Source organism: Mucilaginibacter sp. AK015 (assembly GCF_014200785.1).
Taxonomy (GTDB): Bacteria; Bacteroidota; Bacteroidia; order Sphingobacteriales; family Sphingobacteriaceae; genus Mucilaginibacter.
In genome coordinates this window covers 307,889-331,755 of the sequence record NZ_JACHCV010000001.1, presented here as the reverse complement: position 1 = coordinate 331,755, position 23,867 = coordinate 307,889, and the positions used below count along the sequence as shown (strand labels likewise).

Here is a 23,867-nt window from a genome sequence, read left to right as displayed (position 1 = left end):
TACCACCTTAAACCTTTCTTTTTTGCGTCTGTCATATAAGTATCTACTAAAAAATGTACAGATGAAAACATTATCAAAATTCGGGGTGATAGCTGCAATAGCGGGTTCGCTGTTCCTGTCATCATGTGCAAGTGATTATTATGTGGCCGATCAACCTGTAGAACCGGTTTATGTAAGGCCGGTTGCACCATACCCGCGCGCCTATTGGGTGCCCGGCGAATGGGTTTACCGCGGCCACAGATATGTTTACAGAAACGGCTATTACACCCGCCCGCGTGGCAACCGCGTTTACGTAAAAGGCAATTGGGTGCACACGCCGAGGGGATACGCCTGGCGTAAAGGCCACTGGAGAAGGTAATTTTTTGATGTGCAGATATGCGGATGTGCAAATATGCGGATGATCAAGTATGTGTTAAAGGTTTAAACGAAGTTCATCTGCACATCTGTAATTTGCATATCTGCACATCTACATCCTCTCCGGTACCTCTATCCCCAGCAGGCCCATGGCATTGCTGATAACCTTTGCTGATGCGGCGGAAAGCTGCAGCCTGAATTGTTTTAAGCGTTCTTCTTCGGCTTGCAGGATAGGTTTTTCGTGGTAAAATTTATTGTAGGTTTTTGCCAGTTCGTACACGTAGTTGGCGATTACCGCCGGACTATGTGCCGACGCGGCTTCTGCAATTGTTTCCGGGAATTTGGTCAGGGTAACGATCAGGTCCCGTTCTATGCCATCCAGGTTGGCAACATCGTTTGTGCTGCCTGCTGCGGTATAACCCGCTCTGCTAAGTACCGATTTGATACGTGCGTGTGTGTACTGGATAAACGGCCCCGTATGTCCCTGAAAATCTATTGATTCCTTAGGATCGAACAGCAGGCGTTTTTTGGGATCAACCTTAAGCAGAAAATATTTTAACGCGCCCATACCAATGGTGCGGTATAGTTTATCCTTGTCCTCTTCGCTAAAGCTGTCTACTTTGCCCATAGCCTCGGTAGTTTCTTTAGCGGTGCTAAACATATCTGCCATCAGGTCGTCGGCGTCAACCACAGTTCCCTCGCGGCTTTTCATTTTACCCGATGGCAGGTCGACCATACCATAAGATAAGTGATATAAACCCTGCGCCCAGCTTTTGCCCAGTTTTTGCAGGATCAGGAAAAGCACCTTAAAGTGGTAATCCTGCTCGTTACCCACCACATAAATGGATTCGTCCATCTTAAAATCGTCGTACTTTAACTGCGCGGTACCCAGATCCTGGGTGATATAAACCGATGTTCCATCTGCACGCAATACAAGTTTCTGGTCGAGGCCTTCGGCAGTAAGATCTATCCAAACCGAACCGTCGTCCTTTTTAAAAAAAACGCCCTTTGCAAGGCCCTCTTCAACTATATCTTTACCTAATAAGTAGGTATTGCTTTCGTAATAATATTTATCAAAGCTTACGCCAAGGGTTTTATAGGTAACATCAAAACCATCGTACACCCAGCCGTTCATGGTTTTCCAAAGATTGATAACCGCCTCATCGCCCGCCTCCCATTGTAAAAGCATTTGCTGCGCTTCCTTGATCAATGGGGCGTTTTTTTTGGCTTCATCTTCAGTTTGGCCTTCTTCAATTAGTTCTTGTATCTGCTGTTTGTAGGCCTTATCAAACCAAACATAATATTTACCGGCAAGGTGGTCGCCTTTTAAGCCGCTGCTTTGGGGAGTTTCGCCCTGGCCAAACTCGCGCCAGGCCACCATACTTTTGCATATGTGGATGCCCCTGTCGTTTACCAGATTGGCTTTTACCACATCGTAACCCGCAGCCGCCAGTATTTCTGCCAGCGAAAACCCTAACAGGTTGTTACGGATATGCCCAAGGTGAAGCGGTTTATTGGTATTTGGCGATGAATATTCCACCATTACCTTTTTGCCGTTTGGTTTTGCTGCCGCGAATTCATCATTTAAAATCTCGGTATGGAGTTTATCCAGCCAGAAGCTGTCAGACAAAGAAATATTTAAAAATCCTTTAACTACATTAAAAGCTGCAATTTGAGGCAACGCTTTTTGCAGGTATTCGCCAATTTCGGCGCCTGTTTGCTCAGGTCCTTTACGTGAAACTTTAGTATATGGAAAAGTAACCAGTGTAACCTGCCCCTCAAACTCCTTACGGGTTTCCTGCAGGTTTACATCTTTGGCTGTAATATCGGTTTGGTATAAATCTTTAACGGCCTTAACAACAGCCTCAATAATAAAATCCATCGCGCAAAATTAATAAATAAGTTTATGGTTAATGGTTCATAGTTTATAGTCTTTTTCAAAAACATAACAAGCGGTATCTATCGCCTCGTTTGTCGCCGGGCGATCGACCCACCCCGACTGTGCTGCGCTGGTCGACCCTCTCTACTGCGCAAAGAGGGTGAGAAGGAAGGAACCAAAACCCTCTTTCCGCGCAGCGAAGAGAGGGTCGCGCACGTAGTGCCGCGGGGTGAGTAAACTTCCGCTAAAAAACAATAGCTTTGCTGCTTCTTTACAACCATTTATGACACTTACTAACCGGGATTTTAAGATAGATGTAACATCTGAGATTGGCAACCTGCGCGTACTTTTGGTACACAGCCCCGATAGCGGATTGGGCAAAGTGGTACCCTCAAAGGCCCAGGATTGGTTGTTTGAGGATATTGTGCATTTGGACACCATGCGCCGCAAGGAATACGATTATTACATTAAACTGCTGATGTATTTTCTTGATCCTGATAAGATAAAGGGCAAGCTGAGCGAGATAGACAGCCCGGAAAGCAACCGCGATTTTTTTAAACCGGATAATCCGGCTTTCCATAATTCTGCAAAGGTCATTGAGATACAAACACTGCTGAGCGATATTTTGCAAAAAGATGATATCCGCAAAAAACTGGTTGCTTCCGTGTGCGCTATTGAAAGCTGCAACTACCGCCTGCAGTTACAATTGATAGACACCGATCCGGTGGAGCTGGCCAAAATATTTATCTCGGGTTCGTTGGACGATGACACCATGATCTTCGCGCCTATCCCAAACCTGATATTCTCCCGAGACCTGGGTATTGCCATCAATAATCATATTTTATTGAACAAACCCGCTAAAAAAGCCCGTTCGCGCGAGACCTTGCTGATGCGGTACATCTTTTTTAATCACCCCATGTTTGAGGCCTATCGCAATAACATTATTGAGATATCTGAAAACAAGCAGCATTTTTTACGCCCTGGCGAAGCCAATGAAGAAAAAACAACGCTGGAAGGCGGTGATGTGATGATGGTTAGTCCGCAGCACCTGATCATTGGATGCAGCGAGCGTACCTCTATAAGCGGTGCCAACGAAGCCATAAAGTTATTATTTGAGAATGATGTGGTGAATAAGATAACCATTGTAAAAATCCCCCACAAACGCGATTATATGCACATAGATACCGTTTTTACGCAGGTAAAACGAAACGTGTGGGTATTGCTAAGGTCGTTAACTATTACCGAAACCGAGCAATCGCAGCGCGAACCGATTGCCTGGTTTGCCGATAAAAAAAATAAGGATAAGCCGGAGATAGTACAGTTTAGGAAAGATAAAAAGCCGAAAACATTTGACACCCTCGAAGACCTGTTAGATAACATCAGCCAAAAGGACCTGGACTGTGCCGAGCCTACCAAATTTATTTACTCCGGTAACGACAAGTTTCCATTTGATGCACGCGAGCAGTGGACCGACAGCTGCAACCTGCTGGCCCTCAAAGATGGCGTAGTGCTGGGTTATGACCGTAACGACAAAACCGTTGAAGCTTTTAAGCAAAGCGGCTTCAACGTCGTTCACGTTACAGATCTGCTGCCTGAGTTTGAAAGCGGCTCAATAAATCCACAGGATTTGAAGGATACGTTGATATTAATGCCATCAGCCGAGCTTTCACGAGCCCGCGGGGGGTTCCATTGTATGAGCATGCCGCTCAAACGTGATTCAATTCTGTAGTGTTCGCGGTTCGTAGATGATAGTTCATAGTATCTCTATCTGAACCATACACTGCCATGACCTATGAAACATTAACTATTGAACAAATGCAAAGCACAAATAACCTATTAATGATACGCCCGGTGGCATTTGGCTTTAACGCACAAACTGCCCAAAGTAACGCCTTTCAGAAACAGGATGCCGATCAGCAAGCTGTACAGCAAAAAGCGCAGCGGGAGTTTGACGGTTTTGTTAAGGTGCTGCGCCATAACGGGGTAATGGTAACCGTTATAGATGATACGCCTGATCCGCACACTCCCGACTCTATCTTCCCAAATAACTGGATATCATTTCACAGCACAGGCGATATCTTCCTGTACCCCATGCAGGCCCAGAACCGCAGACTGGAGCGTAGGGAAGATATCATCCGGCAGCTGGAGGAAAACTTCGAAGCCAATCACGTAATTGATTTGAGCTGGTTTGAAGAAAAAAATCAGTTTTTAGAAGGGACAGGCAGTATGGTGCTGGACAGGGAGAATAAGATAGCCTATGCATGCCTGTCGCCCCGTACCAATGCGGAAGTATTGAAAGCTTTTTGCGACTATACCGGTTATAAAGCCGTAACCTTTGACGCCTTTGACCAAAACGGGCAAGCTATTTACCATACCAATGTGTTGATGGCCATTGGCAGCGGGTTTGCAGTGATTTGTCTGGAGAGCATAGTGAATGCGCAGGAAAAAAATGCCGTTATCTCTTCACTAAAATCGACAGGCAAAGAGGTGATCGATATCACTTTCGATCAGATGAACCATTTCGCAGGCAATATGCTCGAGGTTAAAAATGCGGATGGCGATATCCTGGTGGTAATGTCGCAGGCGGCCTTTCAGTCGTTAACCGCTGAGCAAAAAACGGCTTTAGGAAGATATGGCAAGTTGGTATATGCCGATATCAGTACCATTGAGACCAACGGCGGCGGCAGTGCACGGTGTATGATGGCCGAAGTGCATTTGGAGGTTAGAGATTAGTTTTCGGATGATACGGCAAGTGTACTGCTTGTGGCTGCACGACTGGATAACAAATCCCAGTGCTCCTACCATCCTGCAAATCACGGCTCAGACAAATAGCGCTGCAATCCCACCCTCCCAAATAAATTACATTCCTACTATAAAAATTCCGTCCAACAAATAGCAAATAAATCCGTTTAAAATATACATTTGCACCAAATTTTAAAGAATGCAGAGTTACCAGGAATTTCTTGACCTGAGCGTTGGTTTCCCACAGGATGGTTTTGAGATAATAGAGGACGAACTTTATTTTAACGACCTCAATTTAATGGAGATGATTGAAACGTACGGCACCCCCCTGCGCTTTACTTATCTGCCTATAATCAGCAAGAAGATACAGCAGGCAAAGCTGCTTTTTCAGCAGGCTATCATCAAAAATAATTACCGCGGTACGTATAAGTATTGCTATTGCACCAAAAGTTCGCACTTTAAGCATATTGTAGAAGAAGCCCTGCGTAACGATATCCACCTGGAAACATCGTCGGCTTTTGATATGCCAATGATTGACGCGCTGGAGAAAAAAGGCGCTTTAAGCAAGGATATGACCGTTATTTGCAACGGCTTTAAAACCTTCCAATACAAGCAGTACATTATTGATATGCTGCACGATGGGTTCAAGAACATCATCCCGGTACTGGACAATAAAGAAGAATTTAACCTATACGATGACGAGGTTGAACTGGATACACCCTGCAACCTGGGCATACGTATAGCGGCTGAAGAGCAGCCCGACTCGCAGTTTTACACCTCGCGCCTGGGTGTGCGTATGGAGGACGTGATAGATTTTTATCACAACAAGATCGAGAATAACCCAAATTTCCAGGTAAAATTGTTGCACTTCTTCATTAATTCCGGTATTTCTGATACGCCGTATTACTGGAACGAGTTGGAGAAATATGTAACCCTTTACTGCAAGTTCAAAAAAATAAACCCGCATTTAGATACGCTGGATATCGGCGGGGGAATGCCTTTTAAAGATTCGCTGGTGTTTGATTTCGATTACGAGTACATGATCAACGAGATCGTGAGCCGTATAAAGGAGATCTGCGCCGAGCATGATACAATGGAACCAGATATTATTACCGAGTTTGGTAAATACACCGTTGCCGAGGCTTCGGGTATATTATATAAGGTATTGGGCCGTAAGCAGCAGAATGACCGCGAAAAATGGCTGATGCTTGATGGTTCGTTCATAACCAACCTGCCCGATGTGTGGGCACTAAACCAGAAATACATCCTTTTGCCAATTAACAACTGGGATAGCGAATACGAGCGTGTTAACCTGGGCGGCATCACCTGCGACGGACAGGATTATTACAACCAGGAAGCCCACATGAACAGCGTGTACATGCCAAAAACCCGCAAGGTGCAGTACCTGGGCTTTTTTAATACCGGTGCGTACCAGGAAGTATTAAGCGGTTATGGCGGCATACACCACTGCCTGCTGCCCTCGCCAAAGCATGTCATCATCCGCCGCAACAGGGATGAAACCTTCAACTTTGAAGTGTTTGGCGAAGAACAGAACAGCAAACAAGTATTAAAGATACTGGGCTACACTACTTAGGATGTTGTCCTGTCAGATATTAAAGCACCGCTTTGGCGGTGCTTTTTTGTTTTAAGGGACCTGACAACTCGCCTTGCCGCGTAAAAGTGTTCACGTTCGGCACACGTGAACACCGTGAACACACGTGAACACCTGGTAATCAATTGTTTAATATTTATGGTGACAATATATTGTCACCATACCAACAGCTCATTGCAAGGTACTAAGCAATCTCTTTAGGCTGGCTGCCTACATTTCTATCGGGAGATTGTTCGTCCCTCGCAATGACGGCTCTTTTTTATGTTACCTCTGTGTTTCTCACTCTGTGCATGTTGTAGTTAAACCTGATCCCTCTTTTCGTAAACTTTTTTTAAATAAATTCTACTAATTCCGTATACTATATATATATTTGGGGAATTAAAATGAAGAAAATACAAATTACATATCATAACAACCTGATTAACTGCTGTATGTGGGCGGATAAATCATGGCTGTAAATGTGTAGATAGATAATATTCGCCTCTTCAGCCACAGCCGAAGGGGCTTTTTTTTGAGTTAACTAAATCAAGTACCGAATATGCAAAGCTTCAGAACAGAACTGGAGAACCCTATAGTGGAACAGGACATCATAGACCTGGAAAGAAAGATCCGTGCGTTCCGCGAGGGCAAAATACACGACGAAAAGTTCAGGAGCCTCCGCCTGGCCCGCGGGGTTTATGGCCAAAGGCAACCCGGTGTACAAATGGTGCGTATCAAACTACCGTTTGGCAAGGTCACTTTTAAACAGCTTTTAAAAATTGCCGATATAGCCGACGAATATGGCAGCGGCAACCTGCACCTTACCACCCGCCAGGATATCCAGATACATTATGTTAGCCTGGACCGTACACCGCAGTTATGGGCCGAACTGGAGCAGGACGATATTACCCTGCGCGAAGCTTGCGGCAATACCGTGCGTAACGTAACATCGTCCCCCACCTCCGGGATCGATCCGCTGGAACCTTTTGATGTGTCGCCATATGCACAGGCAACTTTCGAATATTTTCTACGCAACCCCATCTGCCAGGAAATGGGCCGCAAGTTTAAGATCTCCTTCTCATCAAGCGATGCTGATACTGCGTTCTCCTACATCCATGATATCGGCGCGATACCTACAGTAAACGAAGCAGGGGAACGCGGGTTTAAAATACTGTTAGGCGGTGGCCTCGGCGCCCAGCCACTATTGGCCAGCCCCGTAGAAGAATTTTTACCCGAAGATCAGCTGATACCGTATATCGAGGCGATCATCCGGGTGTTCGACCGCCACGGCGAGCGCAATAACCGCAACAAGGCACGTTTAAAATATCTTATCCAAAAAATAGGTTTAAATGAAGTGTTGCGCCTGGCCCGGGAAGAGCGCACCGCCCTGAAAGTAAAAAGCTTTAAAATTAACCGCGACGCTGTACCGCAGCCTGCGTTGCCGGAAGATAACGTTTTCAGTGATGTAGAAACTACCAACCCGTTCCGGTACGAGCAATGGCTGGCAACCAACGTGTTTGAACAAAAGCAGGCCGGTTTTTACGGCGTGTATATTAAAGTAACCGTGGGCGATATCCCCACTGATGTTGCACGTAAACTGGTAGCGGCTATACAGCCATATGCCGCAGATGAGATCCGTATCACGCAAAACCAGGGGCTCCTGCTAAAATATGTGCGAAAAGAAGCGTTGCCTGCCTTATATGAGGGTTTAAATGCGCTCAATTTTGCTACTCCGGGATTCGACAGTGTTGCCGATGTTACTACGTGCCCGGGCACCGATACCTGTAACTTGGGCATCAGCAACAGCATGACCATGGCGCGCGTGCTGGAAGATCTGATCTACAACGAATACGACGAGTTTGTTACCAACCGCGATATCAAAATAAAAATAAGCGGTTGTATGAACAGTTGCGGTCAGCATGGCCTGGCGCATATAGGCTTTCACGGCAGTTCGTTAAAGGCAGGCACAAAGGTGCTGCCATCGGTACAGGTAATGCTTGGGGGCGGCACTGTTGGTAACGGTGTTGGCCGCATAGCGGAAAGGGTAATAAAAGTGCCATCAAAAAGGGCAACGCATGTTTTAAGGACAGTTTTGGATGATTATAAACTCAATTCAATTTCAGAAGAAACCTTCCACGCTTATTACGACAGGCAGGGCAAAGATTATTTCTATCGCCTGTTAAAACCCCTTGCCGACCTGACCACCCTAACCGACGACGAGTTTATTGACTGGGGCCACCAGGAAAACTATGTTTCGGCCATTGGCGTGGGCGAATGCGCAGGGGTGATCATAGACCTGGTAGCGACCCTGTTGTATGAGTCGGAGGAGAAACTGGGCTGGGCAAACGGCGCCTTCGATAACGGGGCCTGGTCTGATGCTATTTACCACGCTTACAATACCTTCATCAGTGCCGCAAAAGCGCTATTGCTCGATAAAGGCATTAACAGCAGCACACAGGCGGGCATTATCCGCGAGTTTGATAACCATTACGTTTCAACCGGGGAGATCAATTTAGACAGCACGTTTAACGACCTGGTGCTACAAATAAATAAAAACGAACCTTCGCAAGAGTTTGCCGCTGCTTACAAACAGCAGGCTGCAGATTTTTTAGAAGCAACAAAATTAAAAAGAGAGGCAGTGTTGCAGCTATGATAAACAACGATACCAATACAATAAAACAAGCACGCATCACCCTTGTTGGCGCCGGCCCCGGCGATGCAGAACTGATCACGTTAAAAGGCATTAAAGCTTTGCAAACCGCAGATGTGGTTTTATACGATGCCCTGGTGAATGACGAACTGCTGGAAATTGCCCCTGCAAACTCCACTAAGATATATGTAGGCAAACGCTCGGGCGACCATACCTTTTCGCAGGATAACATTAACCGTTTGATGGTTGATTACGCGCTGAACTATGGCCATGTGGTACGCTTAAAAGGCGGCGACCCTTTTGTATTTGGCCGTGGGCACGAGGAACTGGATTTTGCAGCCGAATATAACCTTCCTACAAAGGTAGTTCCGGGAATTTCAAGTTCGATAGGTGTACCCGGATTACAGGGCATTCCTGTTACCCACCGGGGGCTAAGCGAAAGTTTTTGGGTGGTTACCGGTACTACTAGTGATGGTAAAATATCCGCCGACCTTTACGATGCCGCTAAAACCAACGCTACCATTGTAGTGCTGATGGGTATACACAAGCTTGCCAACATCGTAGAAATATTTAAGAATGAAGGCAAAGGCCAGTTGCCTGTTGCCGTGATACAAAGCGGCACCACCGTTAACGAAAAGGTAGTTATTGGCGTAGCCGAAAACATTGCAGACCTGGCTGCCCAACAGGGTATCACTTCTCCTGCCCTTATTGTATTGGGCGAAGTAGTATCGTTACATCCGCAGTTTAAATTGGTAAAAGAAGTTTATGACGTTGTTGCCGCAAGATAATAGTTTAACAGCTGTAGAGCCGCAACAAACACCGGGCAACCAATTGTTCCCGGTGTTTTTAAAGCTTAATAACCTGCATGTGGCGCTGGTTGGCGGTGGCAAGGTTGGTTTGGAAAAGCTTACGGCGCTGTTGCAAAACAGTCCTGGGGCTGCCGTTACCATTATTTCTAAAGATTTTTTACCTGCCGTGCATGTACTGGTTGCACAATACCCGATGGTAAAGATCGTGCAAAAATCATTTACCGATAACGACCTTGATAACGCCGACATTGTGATAGCCGCTACAAATGACAGCGAACTGAACAAATACATCCGCCAGGCGGCGCATGACCGCAAACTGCTGATAAACGTAGCGGACAAGCCCGAACTGTGCGATTTTTATTTAGGTTCCATCGTACAAAAAGGCGACCTAAAAATAGGTATCTCTACCAACGGGAAATCACCAACCATAGCCAAACGCCTTAAAGAAGTTTTAGGCGACGCCCTGCCCGCCGACCTGGATATTACCCTGCAGCAAATGAACGAGGTGCGCAACACCCTGGCAGGCGATTTTACCCATAAGGTAAAGGAGCTGAACCGGGTAACCGCCGTGCTGATAGGCGGGCAAAAACCACCCAGCAATAAAAATCTTAAGCTATTGGTTTGGGGTGCATCTATCGCCTTTTTGTTGATCGCCATTGCAGCCTTATGGTTTAAAGACCCCGCGTTCAGGGGTTACGTAGAAACCATTTCGCCGGTGTTTTATTACTTCCTGGGGGCAGGTTTTTTGTTTGCCCTGATAGATGGCGCCATCGGCATGTCGTACGGGGTAACATCAACCACTTTTTCGCTCTCAATGGGCATCCCTCCTGCTTCAGCAAGTATGGGGGTACACTTGTCCGAGATCATGAGCAACGGCATAGCAGGCTGGATGCACTACCGCATGGGCAACGTAAACTGGAAACTGTTTAAGTTATTATTGATACCCGGTATCGTGGGCGCGGTAGCCGGGGCGTATTTATTATCCTCATTAGAGCATTACGCGCAATACACCAAACCTGCAGTATCACTTTATACCCTGATACTGGGTACCGTTATCCTGAAAAAAGCTATCAACCTTAACCGTAAACACAAAACCGAAAAAATAAAGAAAATATCGCTTTTGGGTTTAGGGGGCGGCTTTATTGATGCTGTTGGCGGCGGCGGCTGGGGTTCTATTGTTTTATCTACACTTATAGCCGGCGGCCGCCATCCCCGTTTTTCGCTGGGTACCGTAAAGCTTTCGCGATTCTTTATCGCGCTCATGAGCTCGCTTACCTTTATCACTATGCTCAACAGCTCGCACTGGGATGCTGTGGCAGGTTTGGTAATTGGCAGCGCGCTGGCATCGCCGGTAGCTGCACGCATCTCTAACAGGATCTCGGCAAAAGCCATTATGCTGTCGGTAGCGGTTATTGTAATCCTTATCAGCATCCGTAGTATCATTAACTTTTTAATCAGGGTAATATGATGGTGGCTACCGATTACATATCGCGATTGGTGAACGGCAAACACCCGGTGGATGCCCTGCATGCTTTGGCAGAGTTGTTTACCGGCGAGATCGTTTTTTCGACCAGTTTTGGATGGGAAGACCAGGCGATATCGCACATGATATTTGCCAATAATATCCCCATAAAAGTTTTCACGCTCGAAACCGGTCGCCTGTTCCCCGAAACTTATTACGTATGGAACCGCACCATGGAGATCTACGGCAAGCCTATCCATGCTTACTATCCGGATAATAACAAGCTGGAGCAAATGGTGAACGCCAAAGGCCCAAACAGCTTTTACGAGTCGGTGGATAACCGTAAGGAGTGCTGTGCCATCCGTAAGATAGAGCCGTTGCACCGCGCACTGGCAGGCAACCAGTGCTGGATCACCGGCATCCGTGCCGAGCAATCGCCCAACCGCGAGGATATGCACAATGTGGAATGGGATGCAGGCAACCTGCTTATCAAGTTCCATCCCATTTTCCGCTGGACATTAGAGGATGTAAAAGCTTACATCAAACAATATAATATCCCCTACAATACTTTGCATGACAGGGGTTTCCCAAGTATTGGCTGCCTGCCCTGTACCAGGGCGGTACAGCCCGGCGAGGATTTCAGGGCCGGGCGCTGGTGGTGGGAAGACCAAAGCAAAAAAGAGTGTGGTTTACACGTTACGCAAGCTGAAAGCTGAAAGAATAAAGCCGAAAGCTGGAAGACTGAAGATGCATGGCAAAAAGCCTTTTGCTTTCTGCTTTAAGCTTTAGACTATAAAAAATAAGTATAAAATGAGCAAATACCGGTTAGATTACCTGGACGAATTAGAGGCAGAGGCCATATATATTCTGCGCGAAGTAGCGGGGCAGTTTGAAAAACCTGCGCTGTTATTTAGCGGGGGTAAAGATTCTATCACCCTGGTGCATTTGGCTTTAAAAGCCTTTCGCCCGGGTAAGTTGCCTTTCCCGCTGGTTCATATAGATACAGGGCACAATTTTGAAGAAACCATTACTTACCGTGATGAAATGATAGCCCGTATAGGCGAAAAGCTGATCATAGGCCATGTACAGGACACTATTGACGAAGGAAAGGTAGTGGAACAAAAGGGGAAAAACGCCAGCCGTAACCCTTTGCAAACCGTTACCCTGCTGGATACCATTGCCAAACACGGTTTTGACGCCTGTATTGGCGGCGCCCGCCGCGACGAGGAGAAGGCCCGCGCCAAAGAGCGTATCTTTTCGGTACGGGACGAGTTTGGCCAGTGGGACCCCAAACGCCAGCGCCCCGAGCTTTGGGATATTTACAACGGTAAGATCCACAAGGGCGAAAACGTGCGCGTGTTCCCGATAAGCAACTGGACGGAGCTTGACGTATGGAACTACATCCGTCGCGAAAACATACCGTTGCCTACCATCTACTTTGCACATCAGCGCGATTGTATCACCCGCAACGGTCAGCTAATGGCAGCCTCGCCATTTTTAAATATGGATGAGGATGATGTGATAGAGCGCCGTAACGTGCGTTTCCGCACCGTTGGCGACATGACCTGTACCGCTGCTGTTGAATCGTACGCGTTTGAGATAGATGATATCATCGATGAGATAGCCTCATCAAAAATAAGTGAGCGCGGCGCCCGCATGGATGATAAAGTAAGCGAAGCCGCCATGGAAGACAGGAAAAAGGGAGGATATTTTTGATTTCGGATTTACGATTTTCGATTTCGGATTTGTGCATAGGCACATCCTCAATTGGAAATCCTACCAAAAATCAAAATGTAAATAAATCCGAAATCGTAATTCTAAAATCTAAAATCCAACAATGGATATATTAAAATTTATAACCGCAGGCAGTGTAGACGATGGCAAAAGCACCTTGATAGGTCGCCTGTTATACGATAGTGAAGCTATCCTGGCCGATCAGCTGGAGGCCCTGCATGCATCCAACCGCAAGAACGACGATGGCAGCATTGACCTTGCCATTTTAACCGACGGCCTTAAAGCCGAGCGCGAGCAGGGCATTACCATTGATGTAGCCTACAAATATTTTGAGACCGATAAGCGCAAATTCATTATTGCCGATGCGCCCGGGCACATCCAGTATACCCGTAATATGGTTACCGGGGCGAGCAACGCGGCTTTGGCCATTATCCTGATAGATGCCCGTAAGGGTGTTGTGGAGCAAACTACGCGGCATTCGTTTTTGGTATCGTTGTTGCAGATCCCGCAGGTGGTGGTTGCCATCAACAAGATGGATATGGTTGATTACAGTGAAGAGGTTTTTAAACAAATTGTAACTGACTATAAGAAACTTGCCGCTAAAGTTAACCTGGAGAATGTTACCTACATACCGGTAAGCGCGCTAAAAGGCGATAACATTGTTTACCCGTCATCAAAAATGACCTGGTACCTGGGCGACAGCCTTTTGCAGCATTTAGAGAACGTGGAACTGAAAATAGACGATGCATCGGCACATGCCCGTCTGCCTGTGCAATGGGTGGTGCGCCCGCAAACAGATGCCTTGCACGATTACCGCGGCTATGCCGGCAGGGTGTCAAGCGGGTCGTTCAAGGTAAACGACAAGGTTACGGTACTCCCTTCTGGTTTTAGCTCCACTATTTCAAAAATTGAAGTATACGATAAGCAGCCCGAAGAAGCTTTAGCGGGCATGTCGGTAACGGTACACCTGCAGGACGATATCGATATCAGCCGTGGCGATATCATTGTTAACAGCGCGGGGCAGCCACAACTAAGCAACGTTATTGAGGCCGACCTGTGCTGGATGGATACCCGCCCGCTGGATACCTCGCTTACCTATTTGGTGCAGCACAATACCAAAACCATTCGCTGCAAAATACAGGAGATAATATACAAAGTGAATATTAACACACTCGAAAGGGACTTTGATGATGAGTTTAAGCTGAATGATATTGGCCGTATCGTAATAAAAACCGCTGAGCCCTTAGCTTTCGACCCCTACCAGGTAAACAAGGCCAACGGCGGTGCTATTATAATCGATAGCCGCACCAATGTAACCGTAGGCGCGCTGATGCTGCGCCAGTCGGTAGAGTAACCGGAATAATTTCCAATTATTATATAAACCGTTAAGTGAAGTAAGAAGACCCTGTGCGAGGTGCAACTCGTGCGGGGTTATTCGTTTTAAATGCCCCCTGATCATCCTAACTGGTTTCAGTATTGCTCTTCAAAAGTCAGCAAAGTGATTCACCCAGATAAACCGGCTCAGGCTTTTTTAACAAACACCGATTTAAGCGCCATTGCACCAAAACCATCTATTTTGCAATCGATGTTATGATCGCTGTTCACCAAACGGATGTTTTTAACCTTTGTGCCGGCCTTGATGGTTTGCGAAGTACCTTTTACGGGGAGGTTTTTGATGGTTACTACGGTGTCGCCATCCTGCAGAATATTGCCGTTACTATCTTTAACCACAAAACCGTCCTCAGCTCCTTGTTCTTCTATGGCGGGCCATTCGTGTCCGCATTCCGGGCAAACCAGCATGCTTTCAAGTTCATAAGTATAGGGAGATTTGCAGACCGGGCAAGGGGCTAATTCGCTCATAGTTTTTGAATTTATTAAGGGCGCAAAGTTAACAATTCCGCCTACAACGCGAATAGGTATCAAAGTAACGGGTTCGTCCCCCACGATAATTATTTCCACAAAAAAACGGGCAGCTCGCCCGCCCGCTTTTCGAAAAACTAAATTATACCTAAAAAACAAATAGGATCTTTGTAAAGTCCGAAGTCCGGGGTCTTTAGTCCGAAGTAGCTCCACATCTAACTTCAGACTTTGGACTTGAAACTTAAGACTTAGAACTACTTACCACTCAAGAGCCCGTCCAGCGTAACTGATGCGTAGTATATGCCGCCTATTGTCGGGCCGCCAGCGTATTGGATGTAGCGTTTGTTGAATATATCTGTAGCGCCGATCTTGAACGTGGCATGGTACATCGGTACGTTTAAGGTAACCTGTGCATCAAGCGTGTGGATGGCTGGCACAGCGCCTGTAACCAGCGGACTTTCCCACAGGTAGGCCTGCTGCCATTTGTACACCACGTTAAAGCCCAGGTTTTTGACTACCTCGCGGTTGCCGAACGAAAAATTACCGCTCCACTCGGGTGTATTAAAGCCTGTAACAAAAATATCTGAGGTTTGCTGCGCTTTCAGTTTATTGAAGCTAACGTTGCCCGATACGGTATATTTTTGATAAAAATTATAGCTTAATCCGGCCGAGGACCCGTAGTTGTTATAACTGTTTTTAGCATTGGTATAAACCCGGTAACGGCTCTGGCCCGCGCTCGCGGCGTTATTAGCAGTGGCGGTTGTAGGGTCGCGGTTAATATCCAGCATGGCTAATACGGCTGCGTCTGAGCCAACAGTGGCAGCGTTCGGCACAAATACTTGTACCTGGCCTAAAAAGCCGTTATAGCGGTTAGCATAGGCATCTATGTCCACAAAAACTTTGTTATCTAAGAAGATCCCTTTATATCCAACCTCAAACGAAGTGATCTGTTCGGGCCGGGCCTTCGGCAGGTCGGCTACTTTTAACAAGCCACGGTTAGCCAGGGCGGTGGCATCGTCGCCGGTGGTCGACTGCGCCTTTACAGCGGCATTAAAGGCGGTTACCGATTGCTGCGTATAGCTGTTGTTGAGATAGCCCAAACCTTCATTAATAAACTCCAGGCTGCCCACACGTTTAACACGGCCGTTATTTACGTATGATAATGCCTCGAACAACGACGGAAAGCGATACCCGTTCTGGAACGTAAACCTGAAATTATGGTTTTGCGTTGGCGAATAAACCGCTGCCAGCCTCGGTGTAAATTTTGGATCGAAGTACGGGTTACGGTCCCACCGGATAGAGCCGAAAAGCTTTAATTTATCGCCAAAGAAGGTTTTGGTAACCTGGGTAAAAGCGCCATACTTTTTATAGGTTACATTATCGCCGAAGCTGCCATCAGCTAAAGGGGTGTTCCTGTCGGCAATGGGGCGGTTAAAGTCCACAAAATTATTCCCATCGGGAATGATGTTGTAAACGCGTACGTCGGCACCAATCAGCAGGTCAACAAACTTTACTTTTTTGGTAACGTCCCACTGGGCTTCGGCGTTAAATAAATGGCTTTTTTGCACCAAAGCGGCCCCACCGGTAACCGGCGCGTTAGGTATCAAACTCGATTTAATATCCCAATTGTTAATGCCAATAATGGTTTTGCGCAGATCATTAAAGGCCTGTGTGCCAGGCTCTACCCTGCCCGCATCTGCAGCGGCTCGGGCCGCATCACTCGCAGCAGCCAGGTTAGCGGATGTTAAAGCACCGCCGTGCGCGTTTGCATAAGCGGTTAACGCGTTTTTATAAGCCGTTCCCCATGCCGAGTTGCTGGCGTGGTTTAGGTCCAGGTTATCGGCCAGGGGCTTAACGTTAAAAGAATTACCCGTGTTTTCGATAGATTCATACGCCCGTACCAAAAAGTCGGACCCCTTTAGTTCTATCTTATGATTTTGTACCGATGCGCCATTCAAAGATATTTTATTTCCGCGCTGAAAAACCCCGTCCATAGTGCCATACCGGTACGTGTACGACAGTTGGATGGTTGGCGCGATCTTATAGGCCAGCGTGCCATCCAGCTTTAAATTGGTAACTTTGGGATCAACCAGGTCTACCTCGTTGTAACCCGTACGGGCAACGGTGAGGTTTGGCCTGGCCACGCCATCAACCACAATGCCCTTTATAGATACGGTATTGCTTCCGGCAAGCGCGTCGTCGCCATATTTGTTCCAGCCATCATAGGCTGCGTTGCTGGCACCTGTAAGCTCGGGATACGCTGGGTTAACGGTCTTCAGGTTGCCCGGGTTTTGGTCGCGCCGGGTGTTCGATTGCCAGTCGGTCCCGGTTAAGTAGCTGGCGTTAACTTTAAAGGCAAACTTATCGTTCCAGGCTTTTGCAAAGCGTATGGCTGTTTCGTTAATGGTACTGGGCTTAATGCCGATACCATCCACATGGTTAATGCCGGTACGATGGTAAAAGCTAAGCCCCTGTGTTTTAAATGGGTCTTTGGTAAACAAATTTGATAACCCGTTAATAGCATTTGTACCATACAAGGCAGCAGCAGCGCCGGGGGTAATTTCGATGCTGGCTATATCCAGTTCAGTAGGGCCAATGGCGTTGCCAAGGGGTACGCCAAGCGTAGCCGACTGCATATCTACCCCATCAGCTAACTGCATGAACCTAAAGTTGTTAGGGCTGTTAAAGCCACGCGTATTGGGCACCTTCATGGTGATGCTTGTGGTGGTCATTTGCACTCCTTTCACGTTTTCCAGCGCGTCGTAAAAGCTTGGGCCGGGCGATTGTTTAAGGGCGGTGATGCTCAGTTTTTCGATAGCCACCGGCGAGCGCAAAAGCTTTTCTTCCCTTCGGGATGCGGTAACCACTACCTCGTTAATTAATAAAGCCTGGGTGTTAAGCTGCACATTTAAAGCGCTTTGCGCGTTCTTTATCTCAAACTCCTGCGTTTGAAAACCTACCGCGCTAAATACCAGCGTAAACGGAAGTTTAGCATTAGTTTGTAGCGTAAACCTGCCTGCGGTGTCGGTGGCGGTGCGGTTATCGGTACCTTTTATAGATACCGTTGTACCTGTTAGCGGCTGGCCGTGGTCGTCGTTTACCTTTCCGCTCAGGGCGTAGTTACCATTTAGCTGGGCCAGTGCCACGCCCGGCAAAAGGGTTAAAAAAAGCACAATGATCTTATAGAAATTCGTAAAGGATCTCATGGAATAAGGTTGAAAAAAATTGAAAAAATTGAAGAAAATTCGGTTGTTTTCGGGGTGTATTTAACAACAACAGCACGCAGTTGGGCACTGCATTCGGGATATGGAAACTAACAAGGATGTAGATAAATAATACATTGTCTATAGAATAAGTAGACAAAAGTAAAAAATGTTCCCTGCCATCCAAATATTTTTATAAAAAATAATATTTTAATCTTACGTAATGTCTGGTATTTATTACAACTGCGCAATAAAAAGGGATAAGTAACCCACCTACCCCCGTTGGTATTATATATTTCCCATCCGAATCCAACGGCAAATTGTTATTATTGTCGACTAAATCGCTATACATTAATGTCATTCAACTACCGGCGCATTATTATCAAAATAGGTTCGAACGTTATTACCCGTGCAGATGGCCTGCCCGATGCAGAGCGTATTGCCCATTTGGTAAACCAGATAGCCGAAATTAAAAGGCAGGGTATCGAAGTGATACTGGTATCGTCGGGCGCGGTAGCATCCGGCAGGAGTTTGATATCGGTTTCCGAAAAATCAGATGCAGTGGCCGTGCGCCAGCTCCTGGCCTCTATCGGGCAGGTAAAACTGATTAATACCTATTCACAGCTATTCGAAAAATTTAAGCTGCTTTGCTCGCAGGTGTTGGTTACCAAAGAAGATTTCCGCGACAGGCTTCATTACCTGAATATGCGTAACTGCCTGGAAATATTGTTGCAGCATAATGTTATCCCGGTAATAAACGAGAACGATGTGGTATCGGTAACCGAACTGATGTTTACCGATAATGATGAACTTGCCGGGCTGATAGCGGCCATGCTGAACGCACAGGCCCTTATTGTGCTGACCAATGTAGACGGCGTTTACACCGGCGACCCCAAACTGGCCACATCCTCAGTGATTACCGAAGTAAACGATGCGGGAATAGATTTTTCTTCCTTCGTAAGTTCGGGGCGCTCGCAGTTTGGCCGCGGTGGAATGATCACCAAATCAACCATCGCCCAAAAAACAGCCAAGCTCGGCATTGCGGTACACATCGCCAACGGCACAAAAGAGAATATCCTGACAGATGTATTGGCTAACAAGGCGGTACATACATGCTTTACCCCTACTAAAAAAGCATCGGGCAAAAAGAAATGGATAGCCCATTCTGAGAACTCGGCAACCGGTGTGGTACAGGTAAACGAGGGCGCTAAAACAGTACTTGTTTCAAATAAGGCTTCCAGCCTGCTGCCGGTGGGGATAATTAAAGTAATATCGGATTTTAAGAAGGGCGAGATCATTAAGATAACCGACGAGCACAACAAAACCATAGGCCTGGGGTTGGCTGAATACGGGGCTGACAAAGCCCGGGAACTAACCGGTAAAAAAAACCAGAAGGCACTGGTACACTACGATTACCTTTATTTGCAGGGATAATATGGATTACAAACACTATTTTGAAAATGCGTTAATTGCCGGCCGTAATGCCGCCCCATCCCCTGCTCTTATAAATAAGGTATTGCTTGATGTGGCCAAGGCCGCTATTGAACAAACGGATTACCTGTTGCAGGAGAACAGAAAAGACCTGGAACGCATGGACCCTGCCGACCCCAAGTACGACCGCCTTACACTGACTGCCGAAAGAATAAAAGCAATAGCCGCGGATATAGAGAATGTGGCCGGGCTGGATAGTCCGCTGGGTAAAGTGTTATCAGAAACAACCCTTCCTAATGGCTTGCATATCAAAAAGGTACGCGTACCCCTGGGTGTAGTTGGCGTAATTTACGAAGCACGGCCAAATGTTACTTTTGATGTTTTTGCGCTGTGTTTTAAAACCGGCAATATCAGCATATTAAAGGGCGGCAGCGATGCTCATAATTCTAACCACGCTATCATGAAGATCATTCATGAGGTTCTGTCGGCGCATAACATTAATGTTAATTTTGCTACGCTGCTGCCTGTTGAACGCGAAGCTACCGAGGCTTTGTTGAACGCCGTTGGCTTTGTAGATGTGCTGATACCACGAGGCAGTCAAAACCTTATTAATTACGTGCGCGATAACAGCAAGGTGCCCGTTATTGAAACTGGTGCGGGCATTGTGCACACCTATTTTGATGAAACCGGCGACCTGGAGAAAGCCATCGCCATTGTGGATAACGCCAAAACCCGCCGGGTAAGTGTTTGTAACGCGCTGGATTGCCTTATTATAAACAGCAAACGGCTGGGCGACCTGCTGCATATAGCCGAGCCACTGGGCCAAAAAGGTGTAGCAGTTTATGCCGATAAAAGGGCTTACGAAGTGCTTGATGGCATATACCCGGCCGTTCTTTTGGAAGAAGCTAAGCCTGAACATTTTGGTACCGAGTTTTTATCAATGAAGCTGTCTATAAAAACAGTAGATGATTTAGATCAGGCATTGCATCATATCGCCATAAACAGTTCTAAACACAGCGAGGCTATCATATCTGAGGATGAGCTGAATATCGAGTCTTTCCTGAACCGTGTTGATGCCGCGGCGGTTTATGTAAACACCTCAACCGCCTTTACCGATGGTGCGCAGTTTGGGCTTGGCGCCGAAATAGGCATCAGTACCCAAAAACTGCACGCACGCGGCCCAATGGGGCTCGAAGAACTGACCAGCTATAAATGGATAGTAAAGGGTAGCGGGCAGATACGTACACCTTAATCGCGCTTTCGTAAAAACAAAGCATGGCCTTATGTTTTATATAGTTAGCAACTATATAACCATGAGAAGCAAGGCAAACATCAAAGGGCACCCTATTCATCCTATTCTTATACCCTTCCCCATCGCATTTTTGATCGGAACATTGATTTTCGATATTTTAAGGGTAACCACCGGGAACACCAGTTACTGGCAAACAGGCAGCTACCTGGAAATTGCCGGGATAATCACTGCGCTTATAGCTGCGATACCGGGCGTTATAGATTATTTCGGGACGGTGCCGCCGGAAAGTTCGGGTAAAAAGCGCGCGGCAACACACGGGCTGGTTAACCTTACACTGGTAGTTGTTTTTGCCATAGCATACACGCTTCGCGATGATTCGTCTGTTGGTTTGATCATAGCGCTTGAAAGCGTGGGCACTATTATGCTCTTCATTTCGGGATGGCTTGGCGGAACACTGGCATACCGCAATCAGATAGGTGTAGATATAAGGTATGCCGGCGCCGGCAAGTGGAACGAGGCGCATATAGCCGACAGCAGCGGTTTAATAGAAGTTGCTGCCGCCGATGAGTTAAAAACCGACCAGATGAAGCTTGTACATGTAGGTGAGAAACGAATAGTGCTGGGTAACACCGGTAAAGGGTATGTGGCCTTTGAAGACCGATGCTGCCACAAAGGCGGCTCGTTGGCGGGTGGGGCAATGATTTGCGGCACCGTTCAATGCCCCTGGCATGGGTCGCAGTTTGATTGTAAAACGGGGGCCCTTAAGGCGGGGCCTGCAAAGGATAATATAGCTGTTTACCCCGTTCAGGAAAAGGATGGTGTTGTTTATATAAGTGTTTAGTTAAACCTCGCACCCCGCGCGCTCTTCTGCAACGAGCGCGTACGCAGGTTTGCGTTTATCTCGTCACAGACATGTAGAGTTTAAGCACTTCTTTACAGGCGCAAGACGATAATTTGAATTAGTTCTTCGTTAGGAATGTGTTTGTGTTATATCACCGTCAGTGGATGTACTTTTTCTTTTCTCTCAAAAGAAAAAGTACCAAAAAGAAAAGTCGCGGCTGCGTCCTGCTCTGTGAATGGGTGTGCTGAGGCAAGGTCTGTGCTATCCGAACAGGCCAATGCCGCATTTGGCGGTGACGTTAGGACTGTACTGTTTTTCTTTTCAGCGGCTTTTCTATCGAAGATTGCAACGCTACGCTCGCAATGACGTTCCGTTTTGTCAGGCTTTAAGAGCGGGGGGCTTCCTGTCAGAGTGAGCGGGCCGGGTGTATGGCGGGAATGACGGTTTAGCTTTTTTCGATGGATTGGAGCGAAGCGAACAATCGAGAAAAAAGCGTTAAGAACCGGCAGGGCGGGCTGAAGCATCGCTCTGACTTGATCTTTTGCTTCTTTTCTATCAAGAGAAAACGGCGAAGCCCTCTTGAGCACCTTAAAAAAAACAAACAACAGCGAAAAACAAGTAGCCCTCCGCGGCAATGAGCGGACCGGCGTTCATAACAAGACAAACTCGACCAATTACCTTTATACATGCGGTTGCTAACAGGTCTATCGAAGATTGCCACGCTATCGCTCGGAATGACGGTTTACAAGCAAACACCATTTTACCCTCCCCTGACCCAAGCCATCATCACCTTAAACAGTAAAACCTTATCTTTGCAGCCATTATGAGTAAGCACGGCAGGATATTAATGGCAATGAGCGGCGGGGTTGATAGTTCTGTAGCAGCAGTAATGCTGCACGAACAGGGCTATGAGGTTATCGGCCTTACCATGAAAACCTGGGACTACGCCGCAAGCGGCGGCAGTTCAAAAGAAACCGGCTGCTGCAGTCTGGACAGCATTAACGATGCGCGTGCTTTGGCCGTTGGTTATGGTTTCCCGCATTACATACTGGATATACGCAACGAGTTTGGCGATTTTGTTATCGATAACTTTGTTGACGAATACCTTGCAGGCCGCACCCCCAATCCATGCGTGCTGTGCAACACCCACATTAAATGGGAAGCCCTTTTAAAACGTGCCGATAAGCTGGATTGCGAATATATAGCGACAGGGCATTATGCCAACATCCGCCTGCAGGATAACGGCCGGTATGTAATATCAAAAGGCAAAGACGAAAATAAAGACCAGTCGTACGTGCTTTGGGGCGTATCGCAGCAAAACCTGGCGCGTACCAAATTCCCGTTAGGCAGTTTCTCAAAACCTGAGATCAGACAGATGGCCGTGGATATGGGTCAACTGGAACTGGCAGGTAAAAGCGAAAGCTACGAGATCTGCTTTGTGCCTGATAACGACTACAGGGCGTTTCTGCGTCATAAAGTTGAAGACCTTGACGAACGTGTTGGCGCGGGTAATTTTGTATTAACAGACGGCACCGTAGTAGGCAAGCACCTTGGCTACCCTTACTATACCATTGGCCAACGCAAAGGTCTGGGCATTGCTTTAGGCAAACCTATGTTTGTAACCAAAATTCAACCGGAGAATAATACCGTTGTTTTAGGTACTATTGAAGAGCTTGAAAAGAAAGAAGCATGGGTACGCAACCTTAACCTGGTTAAATACGAAAGTATTAAAGAACCTATTGAAGCCGTAACCAAAATACGGTACAAGGATGCAGGTACCGAAAGCAAGATAGTGCAGATAGGCGACCACATGAAGGTATCGTTCGATCATATGGTATCAGGCATCGCGCCAGGCCAGTCGGCCGTATTCTACGAAGGCAGCGACCTGCTGGGCGGCGGATTTTTGATTTAATCGCCCTCCGCGCGTCGTTGCGAGGTACAAAGCAATCTCCTTGAGCTAATTGCTATGAAAGATGTACTTCCTAAAGAGATTGCTTCGTACCCGGCAATGACGGTTTTAAAAGGCCAAAAAAGCCTCAAAACTTTCCAGCTTTAAAAC

General features: G+C 46.9%; 18 protein-coding genes. 14 read left to right on the top strand and 4 right to left on the bottom strand.

Going from position 1 to position 23,867, the window contains the following annotated elements; genetic code table 11:
- Positions 1-61 precede the first annotated feature (61 nt).
- A complete protein-coding gene (locus HDC91_RS01365) occupies positions 62-358 on the top strand; it encodes a hypothetical protein (protein ID WP_183547802.1) in 297 nt (98 codons plus the stop codon).
- A 108-nt stretch (positions 359-466) separates the two neighbouring features.
- Here the strand turns inward: HDC91_RS01365 and argS are convergent, their stop codons facing one another.
- The gene (gene argS / locus HDC91_RS01360) at positions 467-2,236 is read right to left on the bottom strand and encodes an arginine--tRNA ligase (RefSeq protein ID WP_183547800.1); all 1,770 of its coding nucleotides are present in this window, start codon (positions 2,234-2,236) and stop codon (positions 467-469) included.
- 280 nt (positions 2,237-2,516) lie between these two features.
- On the opposite strand from argS, the gene HDC91_RS01355 reads away from it, so the two are divergent.
- The 9 genes from HDC91_RS01355 to HDC91_RS01315 all read left to right on the top strand — a co-directional run bounded on the left by HDC91_RS01355 (position 2,517) and on the right by HDC91_RS01315 (position 14,575).
- Positions 2,517-3,962 (top strand): arginine deiminase family protein, encoded by a 1,446-nt coding sequence (locus HDC91_RS01355; RefSeq protein WP_183547798.1) that lies wholly within the window; start codon positions 2,517-2,519, stop codon positions 3,960-3,962.
- A 56-nt stretch (positions 3,963-4,018) separates the two neighbouring features.
- Positions 4,019-4,966, top strand: coding sequence for a citrulline utilization hydrolase CtlX (gene ctlX / locus HDC91_RS01350; protein WP_255476631.1), 948 nt, complete (start codon positions 4,019-4,021; stop codon positions 4,964-4,966).
- A gap of 208 nt (positions 4,967-5,174) precedes the next feature.
- Entirely contained in the window at positions 5,175-6,569 is a 1,395-nt protein-coding gene (locus tag HDC91_RS01345) for an arginine decarboxylase (protein ID WP_162432613.1), read from the top strand.
- Between the two features lie 556 nt (positions 6,570-7,125).
- Positions 7,126-9,219: a HEPN domain-containing protein gene (locus HDC91_RS01340; RefSeq protein WP_183547795.1), complete on the top strand. Its 2,094-nt coding sequence runs from the start codon at positions 7,126-7,128 to the stop codon at positions 9,217-9,219.
- Positions 9,216-10,004 (top strand): uroporphyrinogen-III C-methyltransferase, encoded by a 789-nt coding sequence (gene cobA, locus HDC91_RS01335; RefSeq protein ID WP_183547794.1) that lies wholly within the window; start codon positions 9,216-9,218, stop codon positions 10,002-10,004. Before HDC91_RS01340 ends, cobA begins: the two co-directional genes overlap by 4 nt.
- Positions 9,982-11,493 (top strand): TSUP family transporter, encoded by a 1,512-nt coding sequence (locus HDC91_RS01330; RefSeq protein ID WP_183547792.1) that lies wholly within the window; start codon positions 9,982-9,984, stop codon positions 11,491-11,493. Before cobA ends, HDC91_RS01330 begins: the two co-directional genes overlap by 23 nt.
- Positions 11,490-12,203, top strand: coding sequence for a phosphoadenylyl-sulfate reductase (locus HDC91_RS01325; RefSeq protein WP_183547789.1), 714 nt, complete (start codon positions 11,490-11,492; stop codon positions 12,201-12,203). Before HDC91_RS01330 ends, HDC91_RS01325 begins: the two co-directional genes overlap by 4 nt.
- Positions 12,204-12,297: 94 nt before the next feature.
- Positions 12,298-13,203, top strand: a complete 906-nt coding sequence (cysD, locus tag HDC91_RS01320; RefSeq protein ID WP_183547787.1) for a sulfate adenylyltransferase subunit CysD — start codon at positions 12,298-12,300, stop codon at positions 13,201-13,203.
- Positions 13,204-13,324: 121 nt separating this feature from the next.
- Positions 13,325-14,575, top strand: a complete 1,251-nt coding sequence (locus HDC91_RS01315) for a sulfate adenylyltransferase subunit 1 (RefSeq protein ID WP_183547786.1) — start codon at positions 13,325-13,327, stop codon at positions 14,573-14,575.
- A gap of 167 nt (positions 14,576-14,742) precedes the next feature.
- On the opposite strand, the gene HDC91_RS01310 is transcribed toward HDC91_RS01315, so the two are convergent.
- Both HDC91_RS01310 and HDC91_RS01305 read right to left on the bottom strand, forming a co-directional pair.
- Positions 14,743-15,081, bottom strand: a complete 339-nt coding sequence (locus HDC91_RS01310) for a zinc ribbon domain-containing protein YjdM (RefSeq protein ID WP_183547784.1) — start codon at positions 15,079-15,081, stop codon at positions 14,743-14,745.
- A 254-nt stretch (positions 15,082-15,335) separates the two neighbouring features.
- Positions 15,336-18,287 (bottom strand): TonB-dependent receptor, encoded by a 2,952-nt coding sequence (locus tag HDC91_RS01305; RefSeq protein WP_183547782.1) that lies wholly within the window; start codon positions 18,285-18,287, stop codon positions 15,336-15,338.
- 351 nt (positions 18,288-18,638) lie between these two features.
- On the opposite strand from HDC91_RS01305, the gene proB reads away from it, so the two are divergent.
- The 3 genes from proB to HDC91_RS01290 all read left to right on the top strand — a co-directional run bounded on the left by proB (position 18,639) and on the right by HDC91_RS01290 (position 21,808).
- Positions 18,639-19,718 carry a glutamate 5-kinase gene (proB, locus tag HDC91_RS01300; RefSeq protein WP_183547779.1) on the top strand — a complete coding sequence of 360 codons (1,080 nt, stop codon included), beginning with the start codon at positions 18,639-18,641 and terminating at the stop codon, positions 19,716-19,718.
- A 1-nt stretch (position 19,719) separates the two neighbouring features.
- Positions 19,720-20,967, top strand: coding sequence for a glutamate-5-semialdehyde dehydrogenase (locus HDC91_RS01295; protein WP_183547777.1), 1,248 nt, complete (start codon positions 19,720-19,722; stop codon positions 20,965-20,967).
- Positions 20,968-21,028: 61 nt separating this feature from the next.
- Complete coding sequence (locus HDC91_RS01290) at positions 21,029-21,808, top strand: DUF2231 domain-containing protein (protein ID WP_183547776.1); 780 nt, start codon at positions 21,029-21,031, stop codon at positions 21,806-21,808.
- Positions 21,809-21,954: 146 nt separating this feature from the next.
- On the opposite strand, the gene HDC91_RS01285 is transcribed toward HDC91_RS01290, so the two are convergent.
- Positions 21,955-22,413, bottom strand: coding sequence for a hypothetical protein (locus HDC91_RS01285; protein ID WP_183547775.1), 459 nt, complete (start codon positions 22,411-22,413; stop codon positions 21,955-21,957).
- 218 nt (positions 22,414-22,631) lie between these two features.
- Between HDC91_RS01285 and mnmA the strand changes: the two genes are divergently transcribed.
- Positions 22,632-23,720 carry a tRNA 2-thiouridine(34) synthase MnmA gene (gene mnmA / locus HDC91_RS01280; RefSeq protein ID WP_183547774.1) on the top strand — a complete coding sequence of 363 codons (1,089 nt, stop codon included), beginning with the start codon at positions 22,632-22,634 and terminating at the stop codon, positions 23,718-23,720.
- Positions 23,721-23,867 lie beyond the last annotated feature (147 nt).